Source organism: Dactylosporangium sp. NBC_01737, from assembly GCF_035963215.1.
In the GTDB taxonomy this organism is placed as follows: Bacteria; Actinomycetota; Actinomycetes; order Mycobacteriales; family Micromonosporaceae; genus Dactylosporangium.
This window is the reverse complement of record NZ_CP109153.1, coordinates 802,324-814,156: the sequence shown is the minus strand read 5'-3', so window position 1 is coordinate 814,156 and position 11,833 is coordinate 802,324. Positions and strand designations below refer to the sequence as shown.

Sequence of the window (11,833 nt, the reverse complement as noted above, 5' to 3'; positions counted from 1 at the left end):
GGTGTGACGCTGCGCAACCCGTACTGTTCTGAGACGGAGTTACCACGTTGTAACTTCCACAGACTTGGATGACTCGCGCGCCCGGGGGGACCGGTGCGCGAGGTGTGAACAGGAGGCGTGAGGGTGCCGACCTCGGTGCTCCTCGCCGTCCTTGCCGCTGCTGGGCTCCTAGCCCTGGCGCCCGCGTTGGTGCGCCGGTACGACGCCACAGAGCGGCTGGTGGCGGAGCGGGCGTTGTCAACCGCACGGGTGCTCACCCGTGCCGGGATGCGTCGCGACCGCCGCCGCCGGACGATCCCCGGCCGCCGCCCCGTCAACCCACCCCGCACCGTCGTGCACCGCCCCGTGTCCGCACCCCCGCTGCGGGTCGTCCCGCCGACCGCCCGGCGCCGCCGCCCGCCGCGCGCGCCCCGCGCCATGTACCGCCGCCGCCGCGTCCTGCTCGCCCTCGTCCTGCTCAACCTCGTCGAGCTCGGCGGCGTCGCCCTCGTCAGCACCGGCTTCTGGGTCGGCTTCGCCGTCACCGGCGCCCTCCTCGTCGCCTACACCGCCCACCTGCGCAACCGCGCCCTCACCGAGCAACGCCGCCGGCGCCGCGAAGCCCACTACGCCGCGTGGATCGCCCGCCGCCAGGCCCAGGTCCGCCGCGAGCAGCTCCGCCGCGCCGCCCTGCGCCGCGAAGCCGTCGCCGCACAGCTCGCCGAACGCGACCGCGCCCGCCGCGAAGCCGCCCGCCTCGGCGCCCTCGGCTCCCTGCGCGGCCGCCCCTACGACACGCGGGCGTCAGGTCAGTGATCTGATTCGCGCCCCCTCTCCACCATTTGCTACTCTTGGCCCCGGCCCACTCCGGCGGGCCGATGGGGTTGTGGCGCAGTCTGGTAGCGCACCTCGTTCGCATCGAGGGGGTCAGGGGTTCGAGTCCCCTCAACTCCACCAGTCGCACCATTGTGCGAATTTCGTCAGTGCCCTCGTCCGTTTCGGGCGGGGGCATCGTCGTGTCTGGGGTTGGAATCTTGAATACGGGGATGACTCCCTGGTGGGTGAGTTGGACTTCGGCGACGAGGGTTTCGATGGCGGCTTTGCGTTCGAGGGTGGTGCCGCTGGTCATGATCGTTGCGAGGCAGTCGCGGATGCCGGTGATGGTGGCGGGCGGCGGCGAGGCGGGATTCGCGTTGAGTTCGGCTTCGAGCTGAGCGAGCCGTGTCTGGAGGTGGGCGAGGCGTTTTCGCAGGTCGCGGATGCGTGGCCCGGCCGTGGCGTCGTCCATCGTGCCCTGTTCGAAGGCGGTGTGATACCGGGCGATGGCGGCCTCGGTGGTGGCGATCTGGTGGGCCACGGTGGTGTGTTCGGCCTGTTGGTTGGTGTCGGTGGCGGCCTGTTGGGCGCAAGCGCGGTCGATCATGGCGGTGAGGACCGGCTCGGCGGTGGCGTAGAAGTCGTACAGCGCGTTGAGGACGAGGTCGTCGACTTCGTCGGCGGGGAGCCTGGGTGCGGTGCAGTTGGCGGTCTTGCCGTAACGGGCTTTGGTGAAGCAGGTGTAGTAGCGGTAGCGCCTGGTGCGTCCGGTGGCGGAGGTGCCGACGTACCGGTTGCCGCACTCCGGGCAGGTGATCAGGCCGGTGAGGTAGTAGTCGCTGTTGGACACGCCCCGCCGGTGGTGGGTGTCGTTGCGGCCTGCGGCGATCTGCTGGGCGCGATGGAAGGTATCGCGGTCGACGATGGCTTCGTGGGCGTCGGGGACGTAGGTGTCGTTGAACGCGATGTCGCCGGTGTATGCGGGGTTGTCCAGGAGCCGGTTGATCGTCTGACCGGACCAGGCGCGTCCGGTGCGGTTGGTGATGCCCCGGCTGTTGAGTTCGGTGGCGATGGCGCGGGTGCCGAGGCGGTCGTGGGTGTAGAGCCGGAAGATGTCCCGCAGGATCGGTGCTTCGTCGGGGTCTGGGACGAGGTGCGAGGTGTCGGGGTGGATGCGGTATCCGTAGGGTCGGCTGCCGCCGGCCCATTTGCCTTTGCTGGCCTTGGCGGTCATGCCGCTCTTCACGCGGTCGATGATGATGGAGTGGCTCTACCTGCAAAAGCCGACCTTCGTCGGCTCCGGTCAGACCTATTGGATCGATAATGAGAGCGGAGAACTGCGCGTGGACCGTGGTGGTGAACGCGTCACCCGGCATGGCCTCGTGACCGACCGTACCGCTCGGAGGCGCCGGTAGCCGAAGCGCACGTCTCACCCAGGCGGCATGATGGAGAAGGCGCAGTCTGCTGGGCTTACCAGGGGATCGTCTTCCGATTGTGGAAGAGCTGGCCTGTCGGCCCATCATCCGGCAAGGTGGCCAACCACACGAATGTGTCCACTGCGTCATCTGGCGATTGATCTGCCTTGCCGTACGCCAGCCGTGTGTCGACCTTCCCGGGCGACGCGGCGTTGTCCCTCGAGTATTTCTCTGCCCACGGCGAACGGAACCTGCACTTTGAGTGCCTGCACCGCGTACAGGTCCTCCGCAGTTATCCGATCCCGCGTCTCGGCCCGGTCGCCGCCACCTGCGAAAGTCTCGAACCACTGTCCGGTGTACGCACTCGGAGCGAAATACGCCTCGAGATGGTCCACGCCTTCACGGTCAGCAATGTCGATCAGCTTTTCTGTCATCGCCGCATGCTACCGGCCCCGGGTGCGCGGACCGTCGTCATGGATGCACGGATCTGCTTGATATGCAGGTTGCGACACGAGGTCGCACGTTGTGAGTGAGCTGGTCGTGGAGGTTCGACTGATGTCGAAGACGTAGCTGGACAGCGGGTTCGACTTCCTGGGATTCAATGTCCGCCGTTACCAAAAGAAACTGCTGATCAAACCCAGCAAGACCGCCGTCAAACGGATTCGTAGCAGACTGTCCACCGAGATGCGCATCCTGCGTGGCTCGAACGCTCCCGCGGTTCTGGCAACGATCGTCCCGATCGTCCGGGGATGGGCAGCCTACTACCGGGGTGTGGTGTCCAAGAGGATCTTCGCCACTTTGGACAGTCACATGTGGAGACTCACCTACAAGTGGGCGAAATACAGCCACGCGAACAAGCCGAAGACCTGGATCACCCGCCGGTACTTCGGCCGCTTCAACCCCGCCAGAGCTGACCGGTGGGTATTCGGCGACCGCGCCAGCGGCGCCCACCTACCGCGATTCGCCTGGACGAAGATCGTCCGGCACCAGTTGGTCCCAGGCCGGGCATCCCCGGATGACCCCGCCCTGGCCCAATACTGGGCCGATCGGCGCCGCAAGGCCCCACCCCCGCTGGACCGCACCACCCTGCGTCCAATCCGGACCCAGGGTGGTCGCTGCCCGCTGTGCGGGGACACCTTGCTCTACGCCGATCGTGAACCCAACTGCCCCCGCGAGTGGGAGCAGTGGCTCACCGGGATCCGAAAGGCAATCTCCAGACACAACCTGGCCGCCACACCGAACCCGGACAAGCCCGACGACGCTCGTATCCGTCTCGTGCACTCCGCCTGCCAACGCCGCAGCAACACCGGCGCCACCAGGAGGAACGGAACCTCTGAACACCTGCACAGCCGTTAGGGCTTGCTTGGGCCGTGTGCGTGGGAACGCGCATGCACGGTCCTGAAGGGGCCCCGGCGCAGCAATGCGTCGGGGCTACCTGGCTAATTCTCCTTCATCTTCGGCCGAAGCTCTTGGTTTACGGACCTGCCGCCGGTCGGGTACTGCCACCCGACGGTGATCGTCACACTGAGTAAGCTGTCCTGACGGCATGCTTTTGGCGGTCTCAGTCGTTCTGCCCGGCGGTCAGCCAGGCCACGGGGTCGCCGGCGATCGCGGCGTCGGCGAGGCGGTGGGCGGAGTCCGTCTTCAGGGCGGCCCGGCAGTTGTCGATCCATGACTGGACAGTGGTGACGCCCTGGCGTTGGTACTCGACGGCCTGCACCAGGCATTCCAGCTTGTCGGCGTCGCGTGCCACGATCGCCTCGGCGGTGGTGCCGGCCTCGTACTCCGCCACCGCGGAGGTGATCGTGTCCGCGACCGGTGACGGGCAGGCCGCGACCTGGTCGGCGGTGACGCTCGGGTTGTCAGCGGTCTTAACGTACCGCTTGCCGATGCGCGAGATGTCTCCGACCCTCGTCTCCTGCGTGTCGTGCAGGACGCACATGAGGGCAACGCGGGCGGCGTCGACGCCTTCCATCGCCGCGAGCACGGTCCCGGTGATCGCTGTCCGGAATGAGTGATCGGCGATGGACTCGGGTTCGCTGATCCCGGCGATCCACCAGCCGGTGCGCTTGGCGCGTTTGAGCATGCCGACCTCGACGATGAAGCGCATCGCGCCAGCTGCGTCGGTTTCGGTCATCATCCCGTCCCTGGCTCCCGGACCCCACTCATTCGGAGTCCGTAGAGGATGGACGTTAGCTCGCGGCGAGATTGCGGGGATACCGCGTCGGCGTCGAGCACATCGACTGCACGCCGCAGCAGGTCGGTGCCGAGGTGAGGCTCGTCGTGCGCCAAGCGCTGTCGAGCGGTCAGCAGCGCCCACAGGCTGTGTACGTTCAGGTCGACGAACGGATGGTCCGCCTCCAGTCGCTCGACCAGGTGACGCAGGAGCCGTCCGCCACGCCATGACAATTCGCCGTACCACAACGTCGAGGCCGGCCGGGCGTACCCGCCGGTGCTGTTCATGACTTCGACCCGCGACGACCGCGTCCACCCCGGGCACGCCCGCAAGATGGTGGCCCTGCTGCGCGAGCAGGGCCACGACGTCTCCTACTACGAGAACACCGAGGGCGGCCACGGCGCCGCCGCGGACAACGAGCAGGCCGCCGTCCTGTGGGCGCTCACCCTGGAGTACCTCTGGCGCGTCACCACCCGGGACGCCGGCGTTCGACGGGCACCGGATCGCTGAAGAGCGAGGCGTGCATGCCCACCCGGGCCGCCACCCGCATCCGGTAGGCCGCCCCGTCGTCGGGGTGTTCGATGGTGTTCCGGGTCGCCGGGGGCCGCCCCGTGCCGGCGGCCGACGCGACGACGCGGTCGCCGTCCAGGAGCTCCAGCAGGTAGCCCTGGGCGCCGGCACTGGCGATCCAACTCGCGCTGAAGACGCCGGCCTCGACGGTCGCCGAGACCATCGCCGGCCGCTGGATCAGCAGCACGGCCACCGGCACCGACCACGGCCCGGTCACCGTGCCGTGGTGGGCGACCGCCCGGACCTGGACGGTGAACAGGCCGCTCGGCCAGCCGGTCGTGTCGATGTTGGCGGGGCTGTGCTGCGCCGTGGTCGTCACGGGCTGCCAGCCGGCCGGGCGCGGGGCCGAGCCAGCGGTGACGATGTCGGTCCGGACCTGGTAGGCGACGCCGTCGGCCGTGGACGGCGCCCACGTCACGGTGAGCGGGTCCGGCTTGGCGGCCACGCCGTGGACCTGGTCCGGGACCGTGAACGCGGGCGCCTCCACCCACGCGCCGAAGTGGCGGGGCGCCACCAGCCGGACCCGGGCCGAGTAGCGTTCGCCGGGCAGCGGTCCCCGGCCGTCGGCGCGCTCGATGGTCAGGAAGGTGGTGGAGGCCTTCTCGATCCGGGCGACCTCGTGACCGTCGCAGTCGAGCACCAGCTCATACCGCAGCGGCTGCAGGGTGCCGGGCGGGAGGACGCCGTTGGCCCAGACGAGGTTGAGGCGCTCGCCGTCCCACTGGACGTGCGCGGCGCCCGACCAGCCCACCGTGATCGCGTTGCCGTCGATCATGACGTGCGGGTTGGACACCGTCCCCAGGGTGATCACGAGCAGTCCCGGGGATCCCGTCCAGGCGCTGCGGTTGCCGCCGATCCGCGCCTGGACCATGACGGCGTACTCGGTCCGCTGGATCGGCGCCCGGCCGTCGGCCCGGCCGATCGTGGTGGCGGCGGCGGTGCTGCCGTCGGTGCGGCCGACCGGGTCCGGCGTCGTGCTTTCCAGCAGCTCGACGGTGTAGGTGGGCCCGGGCTCGCCCGGCACGTGGACGGGTGACCACGTCGCGGCGAGCGAGCCCGCGTGCTCGGCCAGGCCGGCGGCCGATGGCGCGGGCACGTGGACGTACCGGAACGGCGTGGTGGCCCAGGCGCTGACGCCGTGCGCGGTCAGGGACCGGACCTGGACGTCACAGGTGGTGCCGCTGGGGATCCTCCCGCCCGGCGTCAGGGTGATTCGGTGGCCCGCCGTGGCCGCGGTCGCGAGGGCGCCGTCCGGGGCGCCGATCCGCACGTCGAACCTGCCGTCGCCGAGCCAGCCGATGTCGAACGCCCCGTCCTCCTGCGTGACCGAGGTGATCCGGGGCGCCGGCGGGTTGCTCATGACGTGGGTCGCGGGGGCGCTCCACGCGCCGGGGAACTGCCCGGCGTGCGTGACGCGGACCGTCGCGGTGTAGGCGCCGTCGACCGGTGCGGGCACCGGGGCCCGGGTGGCGCAGGTGTTCGGGTACGCCGAGCGGACCTGCTCGTCGGCGCCGATCCGGGCGCCGTGCGGATCGGTAAACCGGAACGTGTAGGTGTCGACGTCGGCGACGGCCGTCGCGGCGGCGGTCAGCCAGGGGTGGTCGTAGGCCAGGCTCACCGCCGGCGCGGCCGGTTTGGTCAGGGTCAGCGGCGCCGACCAGCCGCCGTGCAGCTTGTTCCGGGTGGCCTGGACCCTGACCTCGTAGTGCCCGGCCGCGAGCGCGTCGGCGTCGACGGGGACGCGCCCGGACAGCAGTAGTCCCACCTCGGCGCTGTGGAGCAGCCGCCCGGCCCCGAAGACGCCGAGGGTGTAGCTGGCGCTGCGGTCGGCGGCCGACCACACCGCCGTGACCGCGCCGTCGGTGAACGCGGTCGCGTGCAGCATGGGCGTGCCGGGCGGCGGGCCGTCGCCCTCGTCCGGCTTGCTCCCGCCCGCGGCGGCGGTCACCGCGGCGAGCAGGATCGCGATCGCCGCGGCGGCGAGGACCCCGCTGCCGGCCAGCAGCGTGGTCAGCACGGTGAGCGCCACCTCGACGCAGGTCACCGCGATGGCGTCGACCAGCTCGTTGCACAGCAGGACCTTCACGACCTCCAGGGCGTCCGGGCCGACGACCACGGCGAGGAAGATCGCGATCTTCACCGGGTTGCGCATCATCGCGGCGGCGAACTGTGACGAGGCCCGGCCGATGCCCGCCGCCAGCGTCGAGGGCAGGTCGTCCCAGCGGGTGGCGACGGGGATGTCGACGTCGAAGGTGGGGAAGTCCGCGCCGAGGAACTCGACCCCGGACTTGGTCAGGGTCAGCGCGTACCGGCCCTGCAGCGTGAACCGCAGGTGGTCATCGACCAGGCCGACCACCGGGTTGAGGGTGAGCGTGGTGGTGAAGGGCGTGTTCGCCACCAGCTTGGTCAGCACGCCGCACGTCGTGCTGGTGGCCATGTCCTTGATCGCGGTGATGAAGTCGATGAGGGGCCCGGCCCAGTCGAACGCCGGCCACTGCTCGATCGCGAACGTCCCCCCGGCCGGGCCGGGCCGCACGGTGTACCGGAACCCGCAGTCCAGCACCCCGAACGGGGCGAGGCTCTTGGCGGCCCGCAACCGGCCGTGGAAGCTCCGGCTGCCGTGCGCGCCACTGGTGACGGCGACGTCCACGACGCCGAACGCCTCGCCGAGGAAGTTGACCCCGGTGGCCAGCCGGATCGCGGCCGCCGGGCCGGTCTCGACGCTGAGCGCCGGGCCGCCGGTGTAGGTGGCGCTGCCGGCCGGCTTCGCCGAGCCGGCCAGGGACAGGAAACCGGCGTCGAGGGGATGGTCCAGGACGGCCGAGCCGCTGATCCGGTTGAACCGCCGGGTCGCCGGATCGCGCAGCACGGACACCACGGCGTGCAGGTCGATCTCGGTGAAGAGCGTCAGGGTCAGCCGCGCGTCGAGGTGGAAGCCGTCGTGGTGCCCCGGCGCGTAGCGGCGGCCCGGGTCGGGGGCCTCGTCGTAGTAGTAGAGCCGGGTCCCGGCCCGCAGCCGGATCTCGACGAAGTCGCCCGGCCACGCCGCCGCGGACCCGGTGAGGCACTGGGCGAGAAACGCACCCAGCGACCAGTCCCGGGCCAGGGCGATGTCGAGCAGGACGGGGGCGCCGTCGTGCAGGGCCAGCTCGGCGGCGCAGTCGAGCCGGTTGTCGGCCTCGCCGGAGTGCGGGGCCGGCCCGAGCAGCACGCGGCCCCGCAGGCCGATCGACGAGGTCGCCGGCGGCGCCCACCGGTAGGCGACGTCGAGCCCCACACCGGTGAGGCGAAGGCCCGGCAGCCCGAACGGCTCGTCGAGATCCTGGGTGCCGCGCTGCTGGACGGACGTCGTCAGCCCGGCGTCATCGACGGTGAGCTCCACGTCGAAGCGGTAGGTGCGGCCGAAGAGCGCCAGCAACTCGACGCGGCCGTGCAGGGCGAACCGGTCGGCCCGCGCGGGCCGGTAGCTCAGGTGGATACCCGGATGCGCGTCGTCGTGGGTGAGGCGGACGGTCCCGGCGATCGTGATGTCGGGCAGGTCGGCGGTGAAGACCGTCCGGTCCGGTTCGGCGCGGTCGACGAGCGCGGCGACGGTCAGCGTCGCCGGGGCGCCGGCGGTGCCGATCTGCGCCAGCCGGGAGAACAGCGTCGCCCGGGTGAGGTCGACGCTCGCGACGAGCGAGAAGCCGGTGCCGAGCGTCATCGACTCGGCGTCGAGGCCGGCCAGCGGTGCGGGGAAGGCCGGGTCGGCGTCGGCCAGCAGCTCGCCGGCCTCCCGGGCGAGCTCGCCCAGGGTCGTATCGGCGAGGTCGCAGATCACGGCCCGGGCGCGGGTCACGCGCAGGTGGTCGTCGACGCCCCAGGCGGCGGGCAGCAGCGTGTCGAACCGGAAGGCGGGTCCCAGCGACAGCGCGACCGCGTACGCCATCCGCTTCGGGCCCCGTGCGAGGTACAGGAACGCGTCCGCGGCCAGCGCGGTGCCCTCGCCGAACCGTCCGTAGAGCATGAGCCGGGCGGTGGACAGGTTCAGGTAGGCGGCCGCGCCGGAGAAGCCCAGCGACGCGATGGCCGGCGGGGCCGCGGCCGTCCAGCCGGCGCGCCCGCCGACCTCCTGGGTCAGCCGGCCGATGGACACCGCCGCGGCCTCCTGTGCGGTCAGAGTGCCGGTCAGCACGGTCTGGGAGGCGCCCAGCTGCATCGTCAGGCGGGCGCGCAGGCCGGCGAGGTCGATGTCGCCGGTCAGGGTCGCTGTGGTGGGGGAATCCCGATCGGGGATGTCCACCGTGGCGCCGATGGCGGTCAGCGCGAAGCGCGTGGCGCCGAACGACAGCGACCAGTCCGTGGCGGCGCGGGCATCGAAGTGCAGCGCGCCAGTGTCGGGGACGCCGCGGACGTTGAGCCGGTGCAGCGTGATGGCCGCGGGCACGCCCAGTTGACGGGCGTCCGGCGGCAGCGCGGCCGGGGACACGTCGGCCAGGTCGAACGTCCGGTCCTCGTCCAGGTCGGCGGTGAACACCCACGGATGGCCCGCGTCCGGCTTGCGGGCGGCGAGCCGCAGGCGGGCCGCGCCGATCGCCAGCACTCCGGAGGCGACGCCCAGCACGCCGTCCGCCACCACCGGGTACGGCAGCTGCAGGGTCACCTCCGCATCCTCCAGCGCCAGCCGGCCGGGGACGATCGCCCACTGGCCGGGCGCGTGGATCGTGAAGCCGAACAGGGCGAGACCGCCGTTGCGGAAGGTCAGGTACAGCCGGCTGAGGGTGAAACCGCCGGCCGCCGGCAGCGTCGGCGGCAGCGCGTCCCGCGCCCGGTCGCCGGCCAGCCAGGCGTCCAGGTCGCCGAAACCCCCGACGTGGACGGGCTTGGCGAACGCGACGAGGAGCTGCCAGTCGTCGTCGACGTCGTTACGGATCGCCGAGACGTCGACGGGCCGGCCGCTCAGCGTCGCCGTCCCCGTGATGGAGCCCACGACACTCATCGGGGTGGTCGTGGGATCGACGACGAACGCGGCGGAGAGGTCGCTGACCTCCAGCCCGTCCTCGATGACCACCCAGCTGGTGCCGGCCTGCTCGAAGGCAAGACTGAGATGCCCGATGGTGTACTGCGTGGGATCCACGCCGATCGCGAAGCGCGTGATGACCAGGCCCTGCATCGAGGCCAGCCCGTCCGGGAGGTCCACGTCGCCGCCGCCGAGCAGCGCCAGCGCCTGGGCCATGGACGGCAGCCGCAGCGGGGTGGTCTCGTCCAGGGCCAGCGTCCACAGCTCACCGTCGCGCACGGGCACCGACATGACGGCCTCGAACGTCAGCGCGCCGTCGCCGTCGCCGAGTCGGACGCTGCCGCGTAGCACGCCGGAGGTCGTCCAGCCGCCGTCCGGGCGCCGGTCGATCTGGACGTCGACACGGCCGCCGGTCACCGTGACCGCCCCGTCGACCACCGGCCAGTCCCGGCTCTGCGTCAGCGTGCAGTCGACCCGGACCAGGCTCTGGGCCACCGGGTCCACGAGCAGCCGCACCCGGCTGACGGTGATCGCCTCGGTCAGGTCCACGAGCGCGCCGGGCAGTGCCGCGAGCACCTGGACGTGGTCAAAACCGGCGAACCCGGCCAGCTCCGGCAGGGTCGGTGCCGGCCCCGCGTCTACCGGTCCCGCGTCGAGGATCTCCACGGCCCACGGTCCCGCCTGTGGCATCGCGGCCCGCACGGCGTAGCGGGTTCTGCCCAGGTCGATGCGGCCCCGGACCTCGACGCCGTACCCGGTCACGACCTCGGGCCCGTAGCCCGCCGCGCGGGTCACGTTCACCTCGAGCTCGACGTCGCCGACCGCGATCAGGCCGGGCACGGGCGCCCATGTGCCGGGGAAGCCGATCGTCACCCGGGTCCGGGCCGGCCCGTCGCCGGCCGGCGAGACCCGGACCTCGAATCCGGTGATCTCGGCGCCCGCCAGGTCGAGCAGCGACCGTGGCAGGTCCGTGCCGAGCACGTCGGCCACCCCGCAGGCCCGCAGGACCGCGTCGGCCGACTGTTTTGCATCGCCACCGGTCAGCCGCAGCGTCACGCCGGGGGACACCGCGGTTGGCAGGTTCGCCACGCACGCGAAGACACCGCCGTCCAGGGTCACGGTGCCCGAAACGTCCGCCCCCGCACTGCCTTCCACTCCGGCGAACGGCGTTCCGGAAAACCCGAGGACGGCGTCGCGGATCGCGATTGGGTCCTGGCCGGTCCGGGCGAGACTCAGCGCGCGCAGGGCGGACTCGCCGGTCCACGACAGCCGCGGCCCGCTGTCGCCGCTGTCCTCGGCGACCTCGACCGGACCGCCGAACCGGACGGCTCGGGCGGGCTCGTCGTCGCGGTAGGCCGGGCGCAGATCCTCACGCACCCGCAGCGTCGCCTGGAAGCTCAGCCCGGCCGGCACGGGGAAGAACACGTCACCGTCATCGTGGGGGCGGGTGGCCGCGATGAACCGCGGCTCGCGCATCGGCAGATACGCCATCGGCGATGCGGCAAGCGTGGGGAACGTCCGGCCGAGATCCCACGACGCGGGCGGCCGGGACGTCCAGGTGGCGTCGAGGTCACCGGCCGGAGACACCGTGAACACCACCGTCACCGCGGTCTCGGGCAGGCCGGTCAGCAGCGGCGAGGTACCGCTGAGCAACACGGCATCCTCGGTCAGGACGGGCTCGTCCACCGCCGTCACCGTCAGCGCGGTCTCCGGTCCTTGGCTGAGCGCGGCCGCGAGCACCGCGAACGCCGGCCCGGGCAGCACGGTGCCGTCGATCCGGTACAGGTCCGGACCCGTGCGGGCGGCCAGCAGCCGGGTGTGCAGCGCCGCCAGGATGTCGGCGGGCCGGGGTTCGTCTGATCCGGACAAGGTGGTCCC

7 protein-coding genes, 1 tRNA gene and 1 pseudogene are annotated in these 11,833 nt (G+C 71.6%); 4 read left to right on the top strand and 5 right to left on the bottom strand.

What is annotated here, in order from left to right:
* Positions 1 to 117 precede the first annotated feature (117 nt).
* The gene (gene sepX, locus OHA72_RS03635) at positions 118 to 795 is read left to right on the top strand and encodes a divisome protein SepX/GlpR (protein ID WP_327006436.1); all 678 of its coding nucleotides are present in this window, start codon (positions 118 to 120) and stop codon (positions 793 to 795) included.
* Between the two features lie 64 nt (positions 796 to 859).
* Positions 860 to 936 (top strand) — tRNA-Ala (locus OHA72_RS03630).
* Between the two features lie 565 nt (positions 937 to 1,501).
* Here the strand turns inward: OHA72_RS03630 and OHA72_RS64520 are convergent.
* Positions 1,502 to 2,029: pseudogene (locus OHA72_RS64520) on the bottom strand (recombinase family protein); the annotation flags it as partial.
* A 327-nt stretch (positions 2,030 to 2,356) separates the two neighbouring features.
* Entirely contained in the window at positions 2,357 to 2,644 is a 288-nt protein-coding gene (locus OHA72_RS03620; protein WP_327006434.1) for a DUF6308 family protein, read from the bottom strand.
* Positions 2,645 to 2,894: 250 nt separating this feature from the next.
* Here OHA72_RS03620 and OHA72_RS03615 point away from each other — a divergent pair, with 250 nt between their 5' ends.
* Positions 2,895 to 3,566, top strand: coding sequence for a group II intron maturase-specific domain-containing protein (locus OHA72_RS03615; RefSeq protein ID WP_327006433.1), 672 nt, complete (start codon positions 2,895 to 2,897; stop codon positions 3,564 to 3,566).
* Positions 3,567 to 3,771: 205 nt separating this feature from the next.
* Here OHA72_RS03615 and OHA72_RS03610 read toward each other — a convergent pair whose 3' ends face one another.
* A complete protein-coding gene (locus OHA72_RS03610; protein ID WP_327006432.1) occupies positions 3,772 to 4,350 on the bottom strand; it encodes an HD domain-containing protein in 579 nt (192 codons plus the stop codon).
* Positions 4,347 to 4,673: a hypothetical protein gene (locus OHA72_RS03605; RefSeq protein ID WP_327006431.1), complete on the bottom strand. Its 327-nt coding sequence runs from the start codon at positions 4,671 to 4,673 to the stop codon at positions 4,347 to 4,349. The genes OHA72_RS03610 and OHA72_RS03605 overlap by 4 nt, the downstream gene beginning before the upstream one ends.
* Here OHA72_RS03605 and OHA72_RS03600 point away from each other — a divergent pair.
* Complete coding sequence (locus tag OHA72_RS03600) at positions 4,672 to 4,896, top strand: prolyl oligopeptidase family serine peptidase (protein WP_327006430.1); 225 nt, start codon at positions 4,672 to 4,674, stop codon at positions 4,894 to 4,896. The genes OHA72_RS03605 and OHA72_RS03600 overlap by 2 nt on opposite strands.
* Here OHA72_RS03600 and OHA72_RS03595 read toward each other — a convergent pair.
* Positions 4,853 to 11,824 carry a hypothetical protein gene (locus OHA72_RS03595; protein WP_327006429.1) on the bottom strand — a complete coding sequence of 2,324 codons (6,972 nt, stop codon included), beginning with the start codon at positions 11,822 to 11,824 and terminating at the stop codon, positions 4,853 to 4,855. The genes OHA72_RS03600 and OHA72_RS03595 overlap by 44 nt on opposite strands.
* Positions 11,825 to 11,833: the final 9 nt, after the last annotated feature.